Source organism: Pseudomonas oryzihabitans (assembly GCF_014522265.1).
GTDB lineage: Bacteria > Pseudomonadota > Gammaproteobacteria > Pseudomonadales > Pseudomonadaceae > Chryseomonas > Chryseomonas aestiva.
This window is the reverse complement of the sequence record NZ_CP017024.1, coordinates 675,686-697,828: the sequence shown is the minus strand read 5'-3', so window position 1 is coordinate 697,828 and position 22,143 is coordinate 675,686. Positions and strand designations below refer to the sequence as shown.

21 protein-coding genes and 1 riboswitch are annotated in these 22,143 nt (G+C 66.4%); of the genes, 9 read left to right on the top strand and 12 right to left on the bottom strand.

What is annotated here, in order from left to right; translation table 11 throughout:
* The first annotated feature begins 128 nt into the window (after positions 1-128).
* Positions 129-395 carry a PepSY domain-containing protein gene (locus tag BGI51_RS03270; RefSeq protein WP_133861367.1) on the top strand — a complete coding sequence of 89 codons (267 nt, stop codon included), beginning with the start codon at positions 129-131 and terminating at the stop codon, positions 393-395.
* Entirely contained in the window at positions 395-943 is a 549-nt protein-coding gene (locus tag BGI51_RS03265) for a cytochrome b/b6 domain-containing protein (RefSeq protein ID WP_133861366.1), read from the top strand. Before BGI51_RS03270 ends, BGI51_RS03265 begins: the two co-directional genes overlap by 1 nt.
* Here BGI51_RS03265 and BGI51_RS03260 read toward each other — a convergent pair.
* Positions 940-1,920 carry a cation diffusion facilitator family transporter gene (locus BGI51_RS03260; protein ID WP_187980292.1) on the bottom strand — a complete coding sequence of 327 codons (981 nt, stop codon included), beginning with the start codon at positions 1,918-1,920 and terminating at the stop codon, positions 940-942. The two genes, BGI51_RS03265 and BGI51_RS03260, sit on opposite strands and share 4 nt — an antisense overlap.
* A gap of 243 nt (positions 1,921-2,163) precedes the next feature.
* Here BGI51_RS03260 and BGI51_RS03255 point away from each other — a divergent pair, with 243 nt between their 5' ends.
* Both BGI51_RS03255 and BGI51_RS03250 read left to right on the top strand, forming a co-directional pair.
* Positions 2,164-3,837: a phosphoethanolamine transferase gene (locus tag BGI51_RS03255; RefSeq protein WP_187980291.1), complete on the top strand. Its 1,674-nt coding sequence runs from the start codon at positions 2,164-2,166 to the stop codon at positions 3,835-3,837.
* Between the two features lie 78 nt (positions 3,838-3,915).
* Positions 3,916-4,458 carry a cytochrome b gene (locus BGI51_RS03250; RefSeq protein WP_187980290.1) on the top strand — a complete coding sequence of 181 codons (543 nt, stop codon included), beginning with the start codon at positions 3,916-3,918 and terminating at the stop codon, positions 4,456-4,458.
* Here BGI51_RS03250 and BGI51_RS03245 read toward each other — a convergent pair.
* Together BGI51_RS03245 and mntP are read right to left on the bottom strand one after the other, a co-directional pair.
* On the bottom strand, positions 4,455-5,291 hold the full coding sequence (locus tag BGI51_RS03245) for a hypothetical protein (RefSeq protein ID WP_187980289.1): 837 nt from the start codon (positions 5,289-5,291) through the stop codon (positions 4,455-4,457). The two genes, BGI51_RS03250 and BGI51_RS03245, sit on opposite strands and share 4 nt — an antisense overlap.
* Positions 5,291-5,863 (bottom strand): manganese efflux pump MntP, encoded by a 573-nt coding sequence (gene mntP / locus BGI51_RS03240; RefSeq protein WP_187980288.1) that lies wholly within the window; start codon positions 5,861-5,863, stop codon positions 5,291-5,293. Before mntP ends, BGI51_RS03245 begins: the two co-directional genes overlap by 1 nt.
* 4 nt (positions 5,864-5,867) lie before the next feature.
* Positions 5,868-6,035, bottom strand: a riboswitch (yybP-ykoY riboswitch).
* Between the two features lie 449 nt (positions 6,036-6,484).
* On the opposite strand from mntP, the gene pstS reads away from it, so the two are divergent.
* From pstS to BGI51_RS03215, 5 genes are all read left to right on the top strand, one after another.
* Positions 6,485-7,498, top strand: coding sequence for a phosphate ABC transporter substrate-binding protein PstS (gene pstS / locus BGI51_RS03235; RefSeq protein ID WP_007160735.1), 1,014 nt, complete (start codon positions 6,485-6,487; stop codon positions 7,496-7,498).
* Between the two features lie 76 nt (positions 7,499-7,574).
* Positions 7,575-8,549, top strand: coding sequence for a phosphate ABC transporter permease subunit PstC (pstC, locus tag BGI51_RS03230; RefSeq protein ID WP_187980287.1), 975 nt, complete (start codon positions 7,575-7,577; stop codon positions 8,547-8,549).
* The gene (gene pstA, locus BGI51_RS03225; protein ID WP_044341612.1) at positions 8,549-9,424 is read left to right on the top strand and encodes a phosphate ABC transporter permease PstA; all 876 of its coding nucleotides are present in this window, start codon (positions 8,549-8,551) and stop codon (positions 9,422-9,424) included. The genes pstC and pstA overlap by 1 nt, the downstream gene beginning before the upstream one ends.
* 5 nt (positions 9,425-9,429) lie before the next feature.
* Positions 9,430-10,194, top strand: a complete 765-nt coding sequence (gene pstB, locus BGI51_RS03220) for a phosphate ABC transporter ATP-binding protein PstB (protein ID WP_133861360.1) — start codon at positions 9,430-9,432, stop codon at positions 10,192-10,194.
* A gap of 291 nt (positions 10,195-10,485) precedes the next feature.
* Entirely contained in the window at positions 10,486-11,772 is a 1,287-nt protein-coding gene (locus tag BGI51_RS03215) for a putative porin (protein WP_187980286.1), read from the top strand.
* Between the two features lie 661 nt (positions 11,773-12,433).
* Here BGI51_RS03215 and BGI51_RS03210 read toward each other — a convergent pair.
* The 9 genes from BGI51_RS03210 to BGI51_RS03170 all read right to left on the bottom strand — a co-directional run bounded on the left by BGI51_RS03210 (position 12,434) and on the right by BGI51_RS03170 (position 22,143).
* Positions 12,434-12,724 (bottom strand): DUF2845 domain-containing protein, encoded by a 291-nt coding sequence (locus BGI51_RS03210; RefSeq protein WP_187980285.1) that lies wholly within the window; start codon positions 12,722-12,724, stop codon positions 12,434-12,436.
* A 41-nt stretch (positions 12,725-12,765) separates the two neighbouring features.
* Positions 12,766-13,347, bottom strand: a complete 582-nt coding sequence (locus BGI51_RS03205) for a DNA-3-methyladenine glycosylase (protein WP_187980284.1) — start codon at positions 13,345-13,347, stop codon at positions 12,766-12,768.
* Positions 13,344-15,143, bottom strand: a complete 1,800-nt coding sequence (locus BGI51_RS03200; RefSeq protein WP_187980283.1) for a glycoside hydrolase family 15 protein — start codon at positions 15,141-15,143, stop codon at positions 13,344-13,346. Before BGI51_RS03200 ends, BGI51_RS03205 begins: the two co-directional genes overlap by 4 nt.
* Before the next feature lie 5 nt (positions 15,144-15,148).
* Complete coding sequence (locus tag BGI51_RS03195; protein ID WP_187980282.1) at positions 15,149-16,042, bottom strand: SDR family oxidoreductase; 894 nt, start codon at positions 16,040-16,042, stop codon at positions 15,149-15,151.
* 364 nt (positions 16,043-16,406) lie between these two features.
* Positions 16,407-16,661 carry a hypothetical protein gene (locus BGI51_RS03190; protein WP_133861354.1) on the bottom strand — a complete coding sequence of 85 codons (255 nt, stop codon included), beginning with the start codon at positions 16,659-16,661 and terminating at the stop codon, positions 16,407-16,409.
* Between the two features lie 166 nt (positions 16,662-16,827).
* The gene (locus BGI51_RS03185) at positions 16,828-18,468 is read right to left on the bottom strand and encodes a methyl-accepting chemotaxis protein (protein ID WP_187980281.1); all 1,641 of its coding nucleotides are present in this window, start codon (positions 18,466-18,468) and stop codon (positions 16,828-16,830) included.
* A gap of 109 nt (positions 18,469-18,577) precedes the next feature.
* The gene (locus tag BGI51_RS03180; RefSeq protein WP_187980280.1) at positions 18,578-19,519 is read right to left on the bottom strand and encodes a Gfo/Idh/MocA family protein; all 942 of its coding nucleotides are present in this window, start codon (positions 19,517-19,519) and stop codon (positions 18,578-18,580) included.
* Between the two features lie 66 nt (positions 19,520-19,585).
* Positions 19,586-20,659, bottom strand: coding sequence for a saccharopine dehydrogenase family protein (locus BGI51_RS03175; RefSeq protein WP_187980279.1), 1,074 nt, complete (start codon positions 20,657-20,659; stop codon positions 19,586-19,588).
* Positions 20,660-20,982: 323 nt separating this feature from the next.
* Entirely contained in the window at positions 20,983-22,143 is a 1,161-nt protein-coding gene (locus tag BGI51_RS03170; RefSeq protein WP_252977200.1) for a PQQ-dependent sugar dehydrogenase, read from the bottom strand.

The window sequence follows — 22,143 nt, the reverse complement described above, 5'->3', positions numbered from 1 at the left end:
CGCCAGGGCGCCATCATCGCCGGCGTCCTGGCGCACCGGCAGGGGCAACTGTTACCGGGCGTTGCGTCCTAAGACTGCATTAAGCTTCGGCGCCGAGTCTGGCCACTCCAACCACGAGGAGTGTCGCCATGCGCCGCCTGCTGCTGCCGTTGCTGTTCGCAAGTCCCTTGGCCCTTGCCGCCGAACCCCAGTGCACCCAGGCGGACAAGTCCACCTGGCAGGACGCCGAGAAATTCCAGGCGCAGCTGCGTGACCAGGGCTACGAGATCAAGAAATTCAAGATCACCAAGGGCAACTGCTACGAGATCTACGGCTTCGACAAGGACAAGCGCAAGGTCGAGATCTATCACGACCCGGTGAGCGGCAAGGCGGTCAAGAGCGAGATCGGCAGCTGATGAAGACGGCGACCGTGCGGCTCTGGGACCCCCTGGTACGGCTGTTCCACCTGTCGGTCGCCGCCGCCTTCTTCGCCAACTATTTCTTCAACGAGAAGGGCGCCTTCTGGCACCGCTGGATCGGCTACTACGCCAGTGCCTGGCTGCTGGTGCGGCTGGTCTGGGGCTTCGTCGGCCCGCGCAGCGCGCGCTGGAGCGACTGCTGGCCGACCCGTGCGCGGCTGAGCGCTCACCTGCGTGATCTCTGGCAGGGGCGGCCCCATCATCGCCTCGGCCATTCGCCCCTGGGCGCCCTGGTGATGCTGCTGATGATGGCTGCCATCGGCGGCCTGGGCGTCACCGGCTTTCTCATGCGCGAGGTGGATGCCCTCTGGGGTGCCGACTGGCCCGAAGACCTGCACGCGCTGTTCGCCAACGGCCTGCTGGCGCTGGTCTGCCTGCATGCCGTGGCCGCCGTGGTGGAAAGCCTGCGGGTGGGCGACAACCTGCCGCTGTCGATGCTGACCGGTCGCCGCCGCCCGCTGGATGAGTCTTCCCCGCGTGACTAGGCGCAGTGCCCGTCGAGGGTGCCCGGCGGATCCACCTGTACCGTCACGTGCTGCAGGCCGTGGCGACTGCGCAGCAGCTCGCCCACCAGGGTCGGCAGACGCAGGGGGTCGCTGCCCGGCGCCGGGGTGATGTGCAGGGTGGCGATGCGGGTTTCGTCGGTCAGCGTCCAGACGTGCAGATGGCCCACCTCGGCCACCTCCGGCAGGGCGCGGACCGCCGCCGTGGCGCCGGCCGTGTCGAATTCCCGCGGCGCCGCCTGCAAGAGCACCGCGCCGGCATCGCGCACCAGGGTCCAGGCCGATTTGACGATGAGCAGGGCGACCAGGATCGACAGCGCCGGATCCAGCCAGGTCCAGCCGGTCCAGAGGATGCCCAGGGCGGCGACGATGGCGCCCACCGAACCCAGCAGGTCACCGGCCACATGGAGCAGGGCGCCGCGCAGGTTGCTGTCGTCCTTGTGGCCGCTGTTGAGCACCACGAAGCCGACGATATTGACCACCAGGCCGATCACCGCCACCACCAGCATGGGGCCGGAGAGCACCTCGGTGGGCTCGCGCAGCCGCATGATGGCCTCCCAGCCGATCCACAGCACCAGCAGCAGCAGGGCGACGCCATTGGTCAGGGCGGCGAGGATGCGTACCCGGTGGAAGCCATAGGTGAAGCGCGCATTGGCCGCCTTGGCCGCCACGCGGTAGGCCACCAGGGCCAGCAGCAGGGCCGCGGCATCCGAGACCATGTGCCCGGAATCGGCGATCAGCGCCAGGGAGCCGGACCACCAGCCGCCCACGGCCTGGACGATGGCGTAGCCAAAGGTCAGGACGAAGACCAGCTTGAGCTTGCGCTCGTTGGCGGCGGTCACCCGCGGGGCGTGGGAGTGACCATGGCCATGGTCGTGGCCATGCTGATGATCGTGGTCGTGGTCGTGGTCGTGGTCGTGGTCGTGGTCGTGGTCGTGGTGAGGGGTGGAGCCACTCATCTACAGGTCTCCGAAGCGTTGAGGAGGCAGAGGGCAAAGGCCCTTTGCCGATTATCCTGAAGCCTGAAGTGACTTCAGGGTCAAGCCGGTCGGCTGGTATCTGACCTCTCGGCTCATCTGTTACCGCGCATGAGCCGCTAAGACTTCATTAAGGTTCGCCCCTCAGGGTAGCGGCTCCCTGTCGCTGGAGCCCGCCATGCCCGCTTGCCTTTGCCTTTCCTCGCGCGTACGCAGGGCACCCTGATGCTGCTCGCAGCCTTCTCCCGCCCGCGCGCCTCGGGCTGGCGGCCCTGGCGCAATCTGCTGCTGCTCAGCAGCCTGAGTTGCCTGCTGTTGCTGGCCGACGACGTCCTGCAGCAAGGCTTCACGCCAAACAACCGCGCCGAGCTGGAAGCGGGCTATGTCGCCGCGCTCTGGGTGTTCAGCCTGGCGCTCTGGCTGAGCAACCTGCCGCGCCTGGCGGCGGTCATCCTGCTGGGATTCGCGCTGATGCAGCTGCTGCAGCTGGGCAACCTGAGTTTCTTCGGCGAGCCGCTCAGCGCCATCGACATCCAGGCCCTGCTGGGCGATACCGCCGAGGTGCGCCAGACGCTGTGGCTCAGCCTGCCCGAACACTGGCCGGTGCTGCTCTGCGTGGGCCTGCCCTATGGCCTGCTGCTCACCCTGCATCTCCAGCTGCCAGGCCGGGTACCGCTGCCGGCCAGTCGCTGGGCGCTGCTGCTGATCGCCGCGGTGCTGCTGTCCAAACCCTATCGCGCCACCTACCGCAACCTCGACGCCTTCGTGCCCAGTCCCAGTCGCAGCGGTCTGCACAACAGCCTCAACGCCTTTTCCGCCTGGGCGGTGCGCCTGGCCGGGCGGGACGATGTCGTCCTGCCGCCCACCGCCTATGCACCCTATGGCCTGGCCCCCATACCCAGCACTGCGCGGCATGTCTGGCTGGTGGTGGCCGATTCCCTGCGCAGCGATCGCCTGGGCGCCTTTGGCTACCCGCGCGATACCAGCCCCAGGCTGTCGGCCTACCTGGCGGCCAATCCCCAGGCGCTGATCCGACCCGGTATCGCGGCGGGGGTGGCCACTGACGTGAGCCTGCCCTATCTGCTCAATCCGATCCGCGAACCGGGCCAGGACCAGCGCCTGCGCAGCGGCGAGATCAATCTGTTCCGCTTCGCCCAGGCCGCCGGCTTTCGCACCCATTGGCTGTCGTCCCAGGAGTCCAAGCTACTGGCGCACCTGGGCAGTCGCTACCTGGACGTCTCCATTACCCGCGAGGACCATCCGCTGCGCTTCCTGCAGCGCCAGGATCGCGCCCTGCTGGAGATCCTCGACGAGCAGCAGTGGGCGCCGCGCAACTTCGTGGTGCTGAATCTGCGCACCGCGCACCTGCCCTATGCGCAGAACTACCGGCACGAGAGCACCCCGGCGCCCTGGCCGGATAGCGGGGCCGAGGGCCAGGCCAATGCCTATGACAATTCCCTACACTATCTCGATGGCCTGCTCGCCGAGATCCTCGCCGATTTCGATCGCCTGGAGGGTGAGCGCTATCTGATCATCACCGGCGATCACGGCCAGCGACTGGGGGAGGGTGGTCACTGGGGGCACAACGATCTGGTGCCCGAAGTCAGCGACGTACCGGTGATCGTGGTGGCGCGGGACGCTCCGGCCAAGACGCTGGACGACCTGCGCGGCGAACGCTGGATCAGCCACTACGAGGCCGGCAGCTGGCTGGCGGAGCGCCTGGGGACCCGCCTCGACAATCCCAATCGCCGCCCCGACGAACACTTCGTCCATGGCAAGCTCCTGTTCAGCGACAACTTCGTACAGCGCGTCTGCGAATCACCCACCGGCCTGGTGCACCAGCCGCCACAGCAGTTGAGCAAGCTGCTGCTGGATACCGCGGAAAACCCCTGTGGCTAGAGCCTTGCACCCATACCTTCAACTCCCGGGCGCCGCTACACTGCCGGCGCCTCTTCACCTCAGTAGCAGGATCCCGTCATGCCTTCCGCTTCTCCTGTTTCCCGCTATGCGCGCAGCGCCCGGCTGCTGCACTGGCTCATGGCCCTGCTGGTACTGCTGGCCTATGTACTGATCCTCAATCGCGGGCAGTTCGAACGGGGCTCGCTGGAGCGCCAGTGGGTGGTGCTCAGTCATTTCTGGGTCGGCCTGCTGGTCCTGGCGCTGGTCCTGCCGCGACTGCTGGTGCGCCACCGCCATCCGGTACCGCCGATCACGCCGCCGCTGGCGAAGAGCCTGGAGACCGTCGGCCGGCTGACCCACTACGGGCTCTATGCCTTTCTGCTGGCCCAGCCGCTGCTCGGACTGTTCACCGTCTGGCTGACCATCGGCGCGGTCAAGATCCCTTCCAGCACCTGGGCGCTGCCTTCGCCCTTCCCGGTTGACCCGGAACTGGCGAAGACGCTCAAGGGCGTGCACCTCTGGCTGGGCAAGGCCTTCTACTGGGTGATCGGCCTGCACGTGCTGGCCGCGCTCTGGCATCACCTGGTGCGCAGGGACGATACCCTGAAGCGCATGCGCTAACGCGGCTCGAGGGCGATGATGCGGTTGCGTCCGCCTTCGGCCAGCAGGTAGCCGTCGCCCCGTGGCAGCAAGGCCTGGGGCGCGCGTAGGAAGGTCAGGATGGCGCGCGGGGCTGACTGGCGATCCCAGAGCAGCAGGCGGGCGCGGTGGGTGGAGTCTTCGCTGATCCACAGGCCGCGCCGGTCGCAGAGCAGAAAACTCGGCTCGCGCAGTTCGCTCAGCGCCGGCGGATCACGGCCGTCGTCGCTCAACTGACGCACCAGGCCGCGGGCTTTCTCGGTATAGAAGGCCGTGCCATCCGGGCAACGGGTAAAGGACTCCGCCTCGTTCAGGTGGTCGCGCAGCACGGTCAGGCTGCCATCGGCGGCGTCGTAACGCAGCAGGCGCCCTTCGCCCTTGCGGTCTTCCACGGCATAGAGCCGCTCGCCTTCGGCCCAGAGGCCCTGGGCGTTGATCCCGGTGAAGAGATCGCGACTGCCGGCGGCGTCGAACCAGCGGATGGGGTGGGTGCCACCTTCCTGGCTGTAGGCGAAACCGTTGCGGTAGGGCACCAGGCCATCGGGCTTGTACAGCCCCTCGCTGAGCACGCTGCGCCGGCCCTGGGCATCGATGCGCAGCAGCCGGCCCTTGCCGTCCTTGAGTTCTTCCGCGGTGAGCAGGGCATCGCCCTGCCAGGCCAGGGCACTGGCCTTGGCGATGTCGCCATGGGCCACTTCGTAGCGCCAGCCCGGAGCGGCCTGGGCCGGCCAGAAGCGCTGCCAGGCGAGAAAGCCCAAGGCTGCCAGCAGCAGGGCGGCCAGGACGAGGAGGGCGCTACGCCAGGGCCGGGCCATCAGCTGGCCACGGTGGCCAGGTGCTCGTGGAGGATGGCCGCGCCGATCACGATCAGCACCACGCCACCGAGCATCTCCGCGCGCTTGCCGACCAGATTGCCCATCACCCGGCCCAGCATCACGCCGGTGGTGACCATGATCATGGTGGCGAGGCCAATGGCCAGGGCGGCGGTGATGATGTTGACGTCGATGAAGGCCAGGCCCACGCCCACGGCGAGGGCATCGATACTGGTGGCCACGGCGGTCAGGGCGAGCAGCATGAAGGAATGCTGGCGGGGCTTTTCCTCTTCGGCCTCGGGCGCGCCGAAGCCGGCCCAGATCATGCGCAGGCCGAGCACGGAGAGCAGGGTGAAGGCGATCCAGTGATCCCAGGGCTGGACGTACTGGGCGGCGGTGAGGCCGACGGCCCAGCCGATCACCGGGGTGATGGCTTCGATGACGCCGAAGATGGCGCCGGTACGCAGGGCTTCGCGCAGGCAGGGCTTGTGCAGGCTGGCACCCTTGCCGACGGCGGCGGCAAAGGCATCGGTGGACATGGCGAAGGCCAGGAACATCAGGGAAGCGGGATTCATCGTGACAGCGCCGGCCGGGCTCGATCCACAAGGCACCCCCACACGCCCGGCATGGCGCGGTGATGCCTCTGGTCTCGCCAACCCTGACTGGCTGTCCTGACCACGGCGGTTGCCGAGTATGTTGATCAGGACGCTTTCCACCGCGGTGGAAGCAGGCTACTCCCCAAAGAGGCCGCCACCTTACCCATCCGGATAGAGAAAGTCTATCTTGTAGATAGTTCTAATATATATAGCCTTGGCTAAATTTCTGCTGCCAAGCCGCCCTCACGGATGCGCCGAAAGGCCTGCAAGGCCCGCCATGGCTGGATCGTGGCCACGGCACAGGCTGCTGAGACGACCGCGGGCGGCAGACAGGCGTGTCGTCTGGTGACCACCGGAGGTCGCCTGTAGAGGTTGGCCAGGACGAAGGCGACCCCTCTGCCGTCCGCAGTGCGGGGTGGATTGTCGAAGCGGCCTGCTGCGAGGCCCAGGCGCGGACACCTTGGCTTGCCAGCGCAGGAACGGTAGCCGCCGCCCGCAATGATGGCGCTCTGCCGTCCCTGTTTCGTCATGCCGCTGACACTTAATTGTCACATTTCGGCAATAGCCTAGCGCCAGCCCTCACTAGGTAATGGAGCCACCATGAAACGCACGTTCAGCCTCTCTCTGTTGTTGTCGGCCTTTTGCCTGAGCACCGCCGCTCACGCCGTGGATGTCACGGGCGCCGGCTCGAGCTTCGTCTTCCCCGTTCTGTCGAAGTGGTCGCAAGGCTTCAGCGAGAAGACTGGCAACCGTATCAACTATCAGTCCATCGGCTCCGGCGGCGGCATCGCCCAGATCAAGGCCGGCACCGTGGACTTCGGCGCCACCGACGCCCCCATGAGCACCGACGACCTGCAGAAGGGCGGTCTGGGCCAGTTCCCGACCATCATTGGCGGCATCGTGCCGGTGATCAACGTGGAAGGCATCGAGCCCGGCAAGCTGAAGCTCGACGGTCCGACCATGGCCAAGATCTTCATGGGCGAGATCAAGACCTGGAACGACCCGGCCATCGCCGCGCTGAACCCCGGCATGAAGCTGCCTGAGGGCGCCATCACCGTGGTGCGTCGTTCCGACGGCTCCGGCACCTCCTACAACTTCACCAACTACCTGGCCAAGGTCAGCCCGGAGTGGAAGGAGAAGTTCAACTTCGGCACCACCGTCAACTGGCCGGTCGGTGTGGGTGGCAAGGGTAACGAGGGTATCGCCGCCTACGTGAAGCAGATCAAGGGCTCCATCGGCTACGTCGAGTACGCCTATGCGCTGACCAACAAGATGACCCACGTGCAGCTGAAGAACGCCGCCGGCAACTTCGTGCAGCCCGAAGCCAAGAGCTTCCAGGCCGCCGCCGCCACCGCCGACTGGAAGAGCGCCAAGGACTTCAACCTGCTGATGACCAACGCCCCGGGCGCCGACGCCTGGCCAATCACCGCCACCACCTGGATCGTGATGTACAAGGAACCCAAGAACGAAGAGCGCAGCAAGGTCGCCTTCGACTTCTTCAAGTGGTCCCTTGAGCATGGCCAGAAGGATGCCGCGGCCCTGGATTACGTCCCGGTCCCGGACACCCTGGTCAAGCAGATCGAAGGCTACTGGGCGTCCGACTTCAAGAAGTAAGCACGACTGTTCCGCCGCCTGGATCCCCTGGGGTCCAGGCGGTTTCGCGCGTCCTTCCAGGTAGACGGAAAGCTCCATGACCGACCAGACCCTGCCCCTCTCCGCCGTTCAGGAACAGCGCATCCGCCGGGATACCCGCGCCGATGTCTGGTTCCGCCGGCTGCTGTTTTCCGCCGCGCTGCTGGTACTGCTGGTACTGGTCGGCGCCGCCGCGTCCACCCTCTGGGGCGGTCGCCATGCCTTCATGACCTTCGGCCTGGACTTCATCACCTCGGCCGAATGGGATGTCGGCGCCGAGAAATTCGGCGCCCTGGTGCCCATCTACGGCACCCTGATGACCTCCTTCATCGCCCTGCTGCTGGCCGTGCCCACCGCCTTCGGCATCGCCCTGTTCCTCTCGGAGATCGCGCCGCCCTGGCTGCGCGGCCCGGTGGCCACCGCGGTCGAGCTGCTGGCGGGCATTCCCTCGATCATCTACGGCATGTGGGGCCTGTTCGTCTTCGGCCCCTTCATGGCCGCCTACATCTCGCCCTTCATCAACGACTACCTTGGCGCCATCCCGGTGATCGGGGTGCTGTTCCAGGGCCCGCCGCTGGGCATCGGCATGCTGACCGCCGGCATCATCCTGGCGATCATGATCCTGCCCTTCATCACCTCGGTGATGTACGAGGTGTTCCGCAGCGTGCCGGCCCAGCTCAAGGAATCGGCCTACGCCCTGGGTTCCACCACCTGGGAAGTCTGCTGGGACATCGTGCTGCCCTACACCCGCTCGGCGGTGGTCGGCGGCGCCTTCCTCGGCCTGGGCCGCGCCCTGGGCGAGACCATGGCGGTGACCTTCGTGCTGGGCAACGCCCACCAGTTCTCGCTCTCGCTGATGATGCCGAGCAGCTCCATCGCCTCGGTGATCGCCAACGAATTCAACGAGGCCTACACCGATCTGCACCGCTCTTCGCTGATCGCCCTGGGCTTCCTGCTGTTCGTGGTGACCTTCTTCGTGCTGCTGGCGGCACGGCTGATGCTGTCGCAACTGTCGCGCAAGGCAGGTAACTGATGCACATCGACGCCTATCTCTATCGCAAGCGGCGGATCAAGAACGGCCTCGCGCTGATCTTTGGCAGCGCCGCCGCCGTGCTCGGCCTGGGTTTCCTGGCCTGGATCCTCGGCACCACCCTGATCAAGGGCGTCAGCGCCCTGAGCCCGGCCCTCTTCGTCGAGATGACGCCGCCGCCCGGCGCCGCCGACGGCGGTCTGGCCAACGCCCTGTTCGGCAGCGTGCTGATCACCCTGCTGGCCACCGCCATCGGCGCGCCCATCGGCATCCTCGCCGGCCTCTGGCTGGCCGAATACGCCCGCCACTCCAAGCTCGGGCTGGTGGTGCGTTTCGTCAACGACATCCTGCTGTCGGCGCCGTCGATCGTCATCGGCCTGTTCATCTACACCGCCGTGGTGGTGACGCTGAACCAGTACTCCGGTGGCAGCCTGGGCTTCTCCGGTTTCGCCGGCTCCCTGGCACTGGCCATGCTGGTGGTGCCGGTGGTGACCCGTACCACCGACGAGATGATGCAGCTGCAGCCGCCGGCCATGCGCGAAGCGGCGCTGGCCCTGGGCATTCCCCAGTGGAAGGTGACCCTGCAGATCCTGCTGCGCGCCTCCCGCGCCGGCGTGGTGACCGGGGTGCTGCTGTCCATCGCCCGCATCACCGGCGAGACCGCACCGCTGCTGTTCACCGCCTTCGGCAACCAGTACTGGAACGCCGACGTGCTCAAGCCCATGGCCACCGTGCCGGTGACCATCTTCCAGTTCGCCATGAGTCCGTTCGAGAACTGGCAGCACCTGGCCTGGGCCGGCGCCCTGCTGCTGACACTGTTCGTGCTGCTCCTGAACCTCTCCTCTCGCTTCTTCTTTCGTAACCGGGATTCCAAGTGACTACCATGCAGACGCAGATACCGGAACTGCAGGCGCGCGACGTCGGCTTCCGTTACAAGGGCCACCAGGCGCTCAAGTCGATCAACCTGGACATTGCGGCCAAGCAGATCACCGCCATCATCGGCCCGTCCGGATGCGGCAAGTCCACGCTGCTGCGCATCTTCAACCGCATCTACTCGGAATACCCGGGGCTGGAAGCGAGCGGCGAGATCCTCATGGACGGGGAGAACATCCTCGATCCCAAGTACTCGCTGAGCCGCCTTCGCAGCACCATCGGCATGGTGTTCCAGAAGCCGGTGCCCTTCCCGATGTCGATCGCCGACAACGTCGCCTACGGCATCCGCCATCACGAGCGGCTGTCCCGCGTGGAGCTGCAGGATCGCGTCGAGCAGGCGCTGCGCGGCGCGGCGCTGTGGGACGAGGTCAAGGACAAGCTCAACCAGAGTGCCCTGGGTCTCTCCGGCGGTCAGCAGCAGCGGCTGTGCATCGCCCGCACCATCGCCCTGCGTCCGCGGGTGCTGCTGTTGGACGAGCCGACCTCGGCCCTGGACCCCATCTCCACCGCGCGCATCGAGCAGTTGCTGGCCGAACTCAAGCAGGAGTTCACCGTGGTCATCGTCACCCACAACATGCAGCAGGCGGCGCGCTGCTCCGACGTCACCGCCTTCATGTACCTGGGCGAGCTGATCGAAGTGGACAAGACCGACAAGATCTTCACCAAGCCGGACAGGAAGCAGACCGAGGACTACATCACCGGTCGCTTCGGCTGAGGATTTCGCCGGCACTCGGCAAGGCCACTCCCCGGAGTGGCCTTTTTCTTGGGCGGTCGGAAAGCGCCGGGCCAGGGCGTCCGCTCAGCGTGTTCCATTCCGAGCCACTGGCGAGCCGTCCGGGATGAATGAAGGTTTGATTAAATTTTTCTTTATATTCAATGGCTTGAATTAAAAGCTTTATCTTCCTGCAAGCAAAATGACATCTCTTCTGCCGAGACTGACCCAGCTTCGTGACGGGCTGCACTGCCAGCCATCACTCCCTGGATAGTCTTGAAAGGAGATCTGCCGATGTCTGTTAACCCTTATCGATTCACGGCGCTGTTCTCGGGCGTGCTCCTGGCCACCTGCTCGGCCGCCGCGAGTGCCGCGGTCGATGAGAAGCTGCTCGACATGCTCAAGGCCAACGGCTCCATCACCCCGGCCCAGTACAGCGAATTGCGCGGCGATCTGCAGCAGGAGCAGCAGGCACGTGCCGCCCAGGTCGCCCAGCAGCAGAAGACCTCCGATTTCGAGAAGAAACTGGCCTGGGCCGCCAAGACCCAGATCAAGGGCGACGTGCGGGTGCGCCACGAGAGCATCGACATCAGCGGCGAGCCGAACAACGGCCGCGACCGGGACCGCCAGCGCATCCGCGCGCGACTGGGCGCCTACAGCGAAATCAATCCGCAGGTGGACACCGGCATCCGCATCGCCACCGGCGGCGGCGACGATGCCCGCTCCACCAACCAGGACCTCAACGGCTACTTCAACAAGAAGCAGCTCTGGCTGGATCAGGCCTACATCGACTACCACCCCACGGCGCTGCCGAATCTGCATCTGGTGGGTGGCAAGATGGGCCAGCAGTGGGTGAGCACCGGCGATGTCATCTGGGACGCCGACATCAACCCCGAAGGCCTGGCCGGCACCTACAAGTACGATCTGGGCGGCGGCGCCGAGCTGTTCGGCAGCACCGGCTACTACGTGCTCAAGGACAACGTCGACGGCGAAGGCTATGAATTCAAGCACGACCTGCGCCTCTACGCCGGTCAGCTCGGCAGCCGCTTCAACCTGGGCGATGCCGCCAAGCTGATGGTCGGTGGCAGCGTCTACGCCTACGACAAGGACCAGGACAGCACCTGCCCGACCACCGGCTCGGTCACCTCGCCCTGCGCCCTGGCGGTCAATGGCAACACCACCGACCGCTTCCAGCTCTACGAGGGCTTCGCCCAGCTGGACCTGACCAAGCTGTGGGTGCCGCTGTCCTTCTATGGCCAGTACGTGGTCAATGACAAGGCCGACGACGGCGAGGACACCGCCTGGCTGGTGGGCGCCAAGACCAAGCTGATGCAGCGGGTCGGGCTGGAATACAACTACCGCGATGTCCAGCGCAACGCCGTGGTTGGTGCCTTCACCGACTCGGACTTCGGCAACGGCTCGACCGGGGCCCGCGGCCACAAGCTCAAGCTCGGCTACGACATCGACAAGAACTTCGGCGTGGGCCTGACCTACTTCCTCGCCGAGTCCGATACCGCCAGCCGCTTCCGCCGCGACGCCGACGTCAAGACCCTGCAGCTGGACCTGGAAGCCAAGTTCTAACCACGACCCTGAGGTCGTGCTCCTCTTGAACCGCCCTCGGGCGGTTCTTTTTTGCCTGCTCGATGGAGAAACTCGCCTGGCAAATGTTGGGCTTCGCTGCACTCAACCCAACCTACGCCTGAGCCGCCTCGCCCCTACGTCGGAGCTGCTGCTTTTCCCCCTATCCCTCCGGGAGAGGGTTGGGGTGAGGGTGTCTGGCCGTTGGGCTTTGCTGCGCTCAACCCAACCTACGCCTAAGCCGCCTCGCGCCTGCGTCGGAGCTGCTACTTTTCCCCCTCTCCCTCAGGGAGAGGGTTGGGGTGAGGGTGTCTGGCCTTTGGGCTTCGCTGCGCTCAACCCAACCTACGCCTGAGCCGCCTCGCCCCTGCGTCGGAGCTGCTGCTTTTCCCCCTCTCCCTCCGGGAGAGGGTTGGGGTGAGGGTGTCTGGCCTTTGGGCTTCGCTGCGCTCAACACAATCTACGCCTGAGCCGCCTCGCCCCTGCGTCGGAGCTGGTGCTTTTCTCCCTCACCCTCAGGGAGAGGGTTGGGGTGAGGGTGTCTGGCCGTTGGGCTTCGCTGCGCTCAACCCAACCTACGCCTGAGCCGCCTCGCCCCTGCGTCGGAGCTGGTGCTTTTCTCCCTCTCCCTCCGGAAGAGGGTTGGGGTGAAGGAGGCTTCCCGCTAACGCTCGACTCTGATCTCCACCAGCTTGCCGTCGATGAACTTGAGGTGCCGCGAGGCGCCGTTCTCCGGGCCATAGGTCCAGAACTGGGTCTCGGCGGCATTGAATTTGGGCACGTTGTTGTTACGCAGCGCCGGTGGATTGATCTTGCGCTCGGCCGGGGCGCCGCAGGCGGCCAGCACCTGTTCGACGCTGTCGCCTTCCTCGACGAGACTCTGACCACAGCGCAGGCTCGCCTGGGCGAGGAGGGGAAAGAGCAGGGCGATAGGCAGCAGCTGACTGGCGCGCATGGGGCCTCCGAGAGGTTGCGGCAACGGTCGTTGCCTTCAGCCTAGCTGTTATCGCCGGGCTGGGGCGCTTTGGCAAAGCCACGACTCAGATAGTGCGAACCGGCCAGGCCGAAGCGCCAGGGCACCTCGCGCGCGCGGCTGATGCCGATGCGCGGGCCCGCGATCACCGCTACCTCGGCAGCCGCGGGCTCCAGCAGGAAGGGTGGCTCGATCAGCGGCAAGCCATCGTGACTGCCGTCGATGGCGAGGGCCTGGCATAGCCGGCCGGGACCGGCGCACAGCAGGCGATCGGCCAGGCCGCCCCGACGTTCCCGCATCACCTCCAGACCCCACAGTGGCTCCAGCGCGCGGATCAGCACACCCGCGCCATGCCCGGCCTCGCGGCAGACCAGATTGAAGCACCAGTGGATGCCATAGGAGCGATAGACATAGGCATGCCCGGGCGGACCGAACATGGCGCGGTTGCGCGGAGTGGGGCCGGAAAAGCTGTGGGAGGCCGGGTCTTCGCCGTCGTAGGCCTCGGTCTCGACGATCAGGCCGCCCACACCCTCGACCCTGAGCGTCGCCCCGATCAGTTGCCGGGCGACCTCGTCCACCGGACGGGTGAAATCCAGATCGCTCACGCCTCGGGCTCCGGCTTTTCCAGGATCAGCGCCGCATGCACCATGGCCAGGTGACTCAGGCCCTGGGGGAAGTTGCCCAGGGCCGCGCCATCCCGGGGATCGCGCATCTCGGTCATCAGGCCGACGCCATTGAGACTGGCGGCCAGGACCTCGCGCATCAGTTCCCGCGCCTGGTCCACCTCGCCCAGCACGGCATGGGCCTCGACCATCCAGTAGGAACAGGCTAGGAACGCACCTTCTTCCTGCTCGGCACCGCTATAGCGATAGACCAGAGGTCCATGGGCCAACTCACGGCGAATGGCCGCCAGGGTGCTGACCGAACGCTCACCACCGTCGAAGCCGAAGCGGATGCCGAGCAGCAGCCCAGCGTCCAGGCGCTCGGTACCGGCATAGAAGGTATAGGCCTGCTTGCGTTCGCTCCAGCAGTGCTGGTTGACCCAGTCGCGGATGCGGTCGCGCTCGCGCGCCCAGCGGCCGCACATGGCGTCGGGGATATGGCCATCGCGGGCCAGGGTCACGGCGCGGTCCAGGGCGAACCAGCAGCCCAGCTTGGACAGGGTGTAGTGGCGCTCTTCAGGCAATTCCCACATGCCGGCATCCGGCTGGCGCCAGCCATCGGCGCAGAGATTGGCCAGGTCGGTGAGCAGGCTGGCGGTGGCGAAATCCAGCACATGGCCCTTGCTGGCATAGAGGCGGAAGGTCTCCAGTAGATCGCCATAGAGACTCAGCTGACACTGGGCGCTGGCGCGATTGCCGACGCGTACCGGCTGGGAGTCGCGATAGCCAGGAACCGGAATGATGCGTTCCTCGGGGGCCAGTTCGCCTTCCAGGGTAAAGCAGGTGTGCAGGCGATTGCCGTGGCGGCGGATGACGTTCTGGATCCAGGCCAGGGCCGCCTGGGCCTCGCCGAGGGCACCCAGGCGCAAGAAGGCCTTGATGGTAAAGACCGCATCACGCACCCAGGCATAGCGGTATTCATAATTCTTGTCGCCGCCGATGCGTTCCGGCAGCGAGGTGGTGGCGGCGGCGACGATGGCACCGGTAGGGGAGTAGAGCAGCAGCTTGAGGGCCAGCGCCGAGCGCTTCACCTCGCTGAGGAATTCGCCCCGGTAGGCGAAGCCCTGGGCCCATTCGCGCCAGGCCTGGTCACTGCGATCGATACGCTGGTCCACCTCGTCCAGGGAGGGCACCACCAGGGGTTCGTTCTCGGTCGCGGTCAAGGCCAGGACGCTGCGTTGCCCGGCTTCCAGTACCAGTCGCGCCACCAGTCGGCGATCATCGCACTGGAGGATCTCCAGCCGCTCGCAATAGCGCAGGGTGGCCATCACGCCATCGACGTGCATGACCTCGCCATTGGGGGTGCTGCGCATCCAGGGCGACACGGTCTGGCCCTGGGTCCCGGGTACCAGCTCGATACGCAATTCGACCCGTCCGGAAAGGCCTTCGACGCGGCGACCCAGTTCGCACCAGGGCAGGCGTCCGGCTGAGCCGCTGTTGAGCGATTCGGTGAGGCGCACGCTGCCGTCAGCGGTGTGAAAGCAGGTTTCCAGGACGTTGCTGTCTTCACGGTAGGCGCGCTCGACGCGATAGTCGGCCACCGGCGCGATCGAAAAGAAACCGCCTGCCGGGGCATCCAGCAGGCGGTCGAACAGCGGTGCGGAATCCATGTTGGGCACGCACCACCAGTCCAGCGAGCCGTCCGGCGCCACCAGGGCGACCGAACGCCCATCGGAGAGGGCGGCATAGCCCGCCAGGGGCGCGTAGCCATCCTGGCGGGCGGGATCGAAGGCCGCCATGGCCGTCAGCCCATGCCTCCGGTGGCGCCATAGACCTCACCGGTCACATAGCTCGACTCCTGGGAGGCCAGCAGTACATAGATGGGCGCCAGTTCCGCCGGCTGCCCGGGACGCTTGAACACCGTCTCGCCGCCGAAGGTGGGGATCTTCTCCTGGGGCTGACCACCGCTGGGCTGCAGCGGCGTCCAGAAGGGACCGGGGGCTACGGCATTGACGCGGATGCCCTTGCTGGCGACCTGCTTGGCCAGCGCCTTGGTGAAGTTGGTGATGGCCGCCTTGGTCGAGGCGTAGTCCAGCAGGAATTCCGAGGGCTGGGTGGCCTGGATCGAGGTGGTGTTGATGATGGCGGCGCCAGCCGGCAGGTGCGGCAGCGCGGCCTTGCACAGCCAGAACAGGGCGTAGACGTTGGTCTTGTAGGTAGCGTCGAACTGCTCGGTGGTCAGCTCGGCGATGTCCTGCACGGCGGTCTGCTTGCCAGCCACATTGACCAGGATGTCGAGGCCACCCAGGGCCTCCTTGGCCTTGCTCACCAGTTGGGTGCAGAAGGCTTCGTCCTTCAGGTCACCGGGAACGCAGACGGCCTTGCGACCCTCGGCTTCCACCAGCTTGACCACTTCCTGGGCGTCGGCCTCTTCCTCGGGCAGGTAGTTGAGCACCAGATCGGCACCCTCCCGAGCGTAGGCGATGGCCGTGGCCCGACCGATTCCCGAATCCGCGCCGGTGATCAGCGCCTTGCGCCCGGCCAGGCGACCGAAGCCCTTGTAGCTGGCCTCGCCATGATCGGGGCGCGGTTCCATGGCCTGGGCCAGACCCGGGGCCTGCTGGGGCTGCTTGGCAAATTCCGGCTGGGGATACTGGGTAAGGGGGTTCTGCATGCTGTACTGGTTGTCGCTGGACATGACATCTCCTGAAGGGGGCCAAAAGGCGCCCGTTTGGCATCTTTTCGATGACGTTCAAGGAAATGGAGCGACAAGTTACGTAAGAGGTTCCCACCGACCGGCGACGGATGTAGCGGGCCGGACGGCGTTCTTGCCTGACTTCAACCCATGTCTATGCCTTTTCCGGCTTGGCCTGGCGTCCAATGACGGGGAGAAGGGAAGGGCTCTTCGGCAGGAGCGATCGTCGTGATGGCGAAGAGCGCGAAAGTGGCCGCGCTGGCGGCCCTGTTGTGCTTGCCCGGGTACTGGCTGTTCATACCGCCGCCCGGTGGTGGAGGCCATGCTGGTGGCCCGAGATAGAGAGAATCGCGCTAGCCGTTCTGCCTCAGGCGTCGAGTGGCTCCAGCCGCAGGGCTACGCCAGTTCGCTGCAGGGTAAGGATATCCGCGTCGCGACAGCCGATCAGCTGGCCCTCGGCGGTGCGCAACTGGTCATCTTCCAGCTGCGCATAGGACTGCGGTTGCTTTCCATCGCCCGCGACCATGATGTACAGCTGCCCACACAGCAATTGCCCAGCCAGACGACCATCGTCCAGGCCGATCAGGCGGTAGCTGCGGCGGGCATCGTAGGTAAAGCGCATGGGAGCATCCATTCAGGTCTTTCTGTTCAGAACCGCGCTGGCACACAATGTTCAATTCCGAACATCGGCGCGTCACGTGGGCAGACCCATGGCCGCGCGGGAAGCCTGCCACTCGCTGCGGCGAGGGCAGGCTGACCGCCGGTCGGAAGGTCCCCTGGGTGGCCGATCAGTAACGGAATTGCGCCACCAGGCTCTGGAAGGAGGTGGCCAGTCGCGACAGCTCCTGGCTGGAGGCGGCCGTCTGCTGGGCCCCGGTAGCAGTCTGGGTGGACAGGTCCTGGATGTTGACCAGATTGCGATCCACTTCGCGGGCGACCTGGGCCTGCTCTTCGGCGGCACTGGCGATCACCAGGTTGCGCTCCTCGATCTGGGCGACCCCGGCGGCGATGCGGTCCAGGGCTTCACCGGCCCGATTGGCGCGCGCCTGGGTGCTGTCGGCCAGGGACTGGCTCTTGTGCATGGCACCCACCGCTTCCTCGGCGCTGCTGCGCACGGCGCTCATCATGCGTTCGATCTCGCCGGTGGACCCCTGAGTGCGATGGGCCAGGGCACGGACCTCGTCCGCCACCACGGCGAAGCCGCGGCCCTGTTCGCCTGCCCGGGCGGCTTCGATGGCGGCATTGAGCGCCAGCAGGTTGGTCTGCTCGGCGATCCCGCGGATCACCTCCAGCAATTTGCCGATCTCGCGCACCTGGCCTTCCAGGGTCTGCACCTTCTGGGTCGAATCGGTGATCTCGCCGGTCATCACCGCCATGGCCTGGGCGGCCTGCTGCACCTGCTCGCGACCCTGCTGGGCTTCGCGGCTGGTGTCCTGGGAGGCAGTGGAGGTAGAGGCGGCATTGCGCGCCACCTCTTCCACAGCGGCGGTCATCTGATTGACTGCGGTGGCAGCCTGCTGCACCTCGTCGTGCTGGCGGACCTGGCCACGCGAACTCTCCTCGGTCACCGCGTGCAATTCCTCGGCGGCCGCGGCGAGCTGGCTGGAGGCACCGGCCATCTGCTGCACGGTGTCTTTCAGGCTCCGCTGCATGCCGCCGAGGGCCTGCAGCAGCTGGCCGACTTCGTCGCGGCGACTGCTCTGGATCGGCAGGGTCAGATCGCCCTGGGCGACGCGCTCGGCGCTGCCCACCGCCTGGCGGATGGGCGAAACGATCAGGCGCGTGATGACGATGCTCAGCGCCAGGGCACAGAGCGTGGCCAGCAGCAGCCCCAGGCCGAGTGCCCAGACCGCTTTCTGGTAGGCAGCATGCGCGGCGTCGCCGGCTTCGGCGCTCTGGCGCTTGTTGGACTGAATCATGATCTTGAACGAGGCCATGGTCTTGCGGTAGGTGGGTTGCACCTGCTCGTTCAACAGCTTGGCGGCACCGGCTACGTCCTTGGCGGCCAGTCGCGCCAGGATGGCGTCGGTACCGGCGATATAGCTCTTCCAGTCCTGCTCGAAGGCATCACCGGCCTGCTTTTCATCGGCCTGCAGCGGCGTGGTGCGATAGGCGGCGAAGGGTTTTTCGGCATCGGCCTGGTTGTCGCGCAGAGAGGTGATGACGGTCTGGAGTTCGCTCTGGGGTGCCTCGCCGTAGGCCATGGACAGCACGCGGAACAGATCGCGGTTGTGGCCGATGACATTGCTCTTGGCATCGTTGAGCAGGCTGATGGAGAGCAGCGTGTCGCCCAGCACGTTATCCAGCTGGGCGTTGACGCTGCGGATACCGCTGAAGCCGACGGCGCCGATGCCCAGGGTGATGGCCGTGCACAGGCCAAAGGCCATGGCGAGTTTCTTCGCCAGTGCCAGATTGTTGAACCAGACCATGGAGCCTTCCTTTCTGCGAGGTGGGTATCAGCCAAGTTGCGCTGGATACCCTCGCTATCGGCACCAACAGTCCGACCTTTAGGTGGGCCCGGAGCGTTCGATTCCGCCTTCAACCGCGTCCATAGAGGCTATCAAGCAGCCGATTGGCCCTCAGGGCATCCGCCAGACCGGCCAGTTCCGGTCGCGGTTGGCCGAGCAGCTGGTCGAACACCGCCTGGGCGCCCTGGGGCACGCCGGGGTCCACGCCCTCGGCCAGCACCTGGCGATTGCCCTTGGCGTCGTGCAGCACCAGGCGCCCCGCGGAAAGCTCCAGGGTTCCCTCGCTACCGTCCAGACGAATGGCCAGCCGCGGACCGCGTAGGGTGGCGCTGGCGCGCAGATGAATCGGCAGATCACCGGCCTGGAGCAAGGCCTCGCCGCCATGATCCAGCGGCCAGCGCGGATCGCGGTCCAGTCGGCTATGGACGACCGTCAGGGCCTCACCGCATAGCCAGGCGCTGAAATCCAGCAGGTGCACGGCCAGGTCGCCAAAGGCGCCATAGCCCATGCGGCGCTCGTCCAGATGCGCCGGCCAATCGCTGAGCCAGCCCTCCAGCAGGCCCGGATGGCCGGCGGTCAGTGACAGGTGGCTGAGGCTGCCGATGGCACCGTCCCGCGCCCGCTGGCGCAACAGCTGCAGGGCCGGGTCGGTGCGCAGATAGAAGCCGCTGAAGCAGGAACGCCCGGCGAGCTGATCGGCCAGGGCCGAGGCGCGGGCTGCCGAGACGGCCAGCGGCTTCTCCACGAACAGGTGCCGAGCGCGCGGGAGCAGGGCGGTCACCGCCGCCTCGTGATCCTCGATGGCGGTGGTGACGAAGGCGAGATCCACCTCGGGCAACCGAGCGAAGTCATCCATTACCGGCAGACCCCGAGGGGCAGCGAGGCGCCGGGCGCGGGCGGGATCGCGTTCGCTGGCCACCGCCACCACCCGCACGCGCGGATCGGCCAGGCTGGTGTCCAGGTAGTCCTGGGCGTGGATCTGTTCGCAACCGACGATGGCAACGCTGAGCATGACGAGGGGTCCTCCAACGGTAACTGTTCCGTTATGGACCCCTGGTCTACCGCTAAGCTTCCCCGATCAGGCCGGCTGGTAGGCCTTGCCGAAGCGGTTAGCCAGGAAGGCGTCCATGTCCACCTGTTCCTGGGCAATGAAGCCGCGCTGCGGCAGCTTGCCTTCGCGGAACAGATCCAGGGCGGTGCAGATGCCGGCGGCGGTGGTGATCTGGATGGCGCTGGTCAGGCGACCGTCGCGCTCGGCGGCAAAGATCTTGCGGCTGAACACCTCCTGCACCAGCTTGCCGCCACGCATCCCGCTGACGGTGACGAACACCAGCACCACGTCCTGCATGGTGGTGGGCACGGCGCCGCGCAGGATGTTCTTGAGCTGCTCCTGGTCACCGGCCAGGCGCAGGTCTTCCAGCAGGAACTTCATCAGGTCACGGTGACCGGGATAGCGCACGGTCTTGTAGTCCAGGGTTTCCACCTGGCCCTGCAGCGTCTCGCAGAGGGTGCCCAGGCCGCCCGAGGTGTTGAAGGCCTCGTATTCCACGCCGTCCAGGGAAAAGTGTTCCAGGCCTTCCAGCGGCTGCACCAGTTGCAGCTCGCCGTTGCGCACGGCTTCGCAGGGGTGGCAGTACTCGTTGACCAGGCCGTCGACGCTCCAGGTCAGGTTGTACTTCAGGGCATTGGTGGGGAATTCCGGCAGGGCGCCGACACGCATCTTCACCTCGCGCACGCTATCGAAGCGCTTGGCCAGGGAGTGCGCGGCGATACCGATGAAGCCGGGCGCCAGACCGCACTGGGGCATGAAGGCATTGCTCGCGCCTTCGGCCAGTTGGCGGATGGTCTTGGTCGCCTTCACGTCTTCGGTCAGGTCGAAATAGTGGGTGTTGGTGGCCTTGGCCGCCTGGGCCACCGGAATCGCCAGATGATAGGGCAGGGCATTGAGCACCACGTCCTGGTCGTCCAGGGCCGCGGCCAGGGCGCTGGCGTCGGCGGTATCCAGGGTCCGGGTCTGCACGCCCAGGGCGGCGATGGCCGCCAGGGCGCGCTCGTCGCGATCCGCCACCGTCACCTGGTAGTCGCCACTGGCGTGCAGCAATTGCGAAATGGTGTAGCCGATATGGCCGGCGCCGAGCAGGGTGACTTTCATGGGGGATCCTCCGTGGTTGAGGCTCCAGCTTAAAAAGCGGCGCTGTCAGATGTGAGCGTCAGAGCGTCGAATCGTTGTTCTTTATTTGACGAAACGGCGGAGTATTCGTCGTTTCGACGAGGCGGCTCGTGGCTTACCCGAGTTGCCGCCCCGACAGGCTATCGATGTCTCCGTAGGTTGGGTTAAGACGGCTCTATCGTCGAAGCCCACCATGGCGAGCCCCGAGGCGACGTTGGGCTTCGCTGCGCTCAACCCAACCTACCGCGCACCGGCATGGCCGCAACTGGTGCTGTACCGGATCGGCATCACGGCTCTTTCGCTACCTACCCCGGCACCACCCGCAACAGCTGACCGTCCTCACCATCGGTAAGCAGCCAGAGATTGCCGTCCGGGCCGCTGCGCACGTCGCGTAGACGCTGGTCCAATTCCTGGAATAAAAGCTCCTGCTGACCAGGCATACCCTCCACCAGCGGTATCCGCCGCACCGACTTCTCTCGCAGCGCCGCCACGAACAGACTGCCGCGCCAGGCGGGAAAGCCCTGGCCGTCGTACCAGGTCATGCCCGCGGGCGCGATCGACGGCGTCCATTCCAGCAGCGGTGGGGTGATGCCCGGCAACTCGCGAAAGGGCGAGATGCGCGCGCCGGTGTAGTCCACGCCGCCGGTGGTCAGCGGCCAGCCGTAGTTGGCGCCCGCGCGGATCAGATTGAGTTCGTCACCGCCCTTGGAGCCGTGCTCGTGCTCGTACAGCGCCTGGCGCTCGGCCACCCAGACCAGACCCTGGGGATTGCGATGGCCGAGGCTGTAGATCTCCGGCAGGGCGCCGGGTCGCTTGAGGAAGGGATTGTCCGCCGGCACCTGGCCGTCGCGGGTGATGCGCACGATCTTGCCCAGGTGGGTATTCAGGCGCTGGGCATCGGTGCGCTCGACGTTGCCGTCGCCCAGGGCGATGGCCAGGGTGCCGTCGCCGAGCAGGGCCATCCGCGCCCCGAAGTGCTGCCCGAAGGCCTTGGCCGGCTGGCTGGTGAACAGCGGTTGGACGTCCTGCAGGCGTCCGCCGTCCAGCCGGGCGCGCACCACCTTCAAATGATTGGCCTGGCGCGTGCCGGTCGCATGGGAGAGATAGATGAATTGGTTGCCAGCGAAATCCGGGTCTGGCAGCACCTCGAGCAGACCGGCCTGGCCTTCGGTATAGAGCTCGGGCAGTCCGCTCACGGCTTGCGCCTGCAGCCTGAGGCGGCCGGCACCGTCCGGTACCAGCAGCCGCAAGCGCCCGGTGCCCTCGGTCAGGAGCGCCCGGCCATCGGGCAGGAAGGCCAGCGACCAGGGTCTATCCAGCCCGGTCGCCACCGTCTCGATCCGGTAGGTCGGCGCCGCCAGCGCCAGCGGAACCGCCAGCAGGGCCAGCCATGCCAGCCAGGCCCAGCGGCCGGAAGCTTTAGGTAACGCTTGAGGTCTGTTCCGGGTACCCGCTTTCGCTAGCAT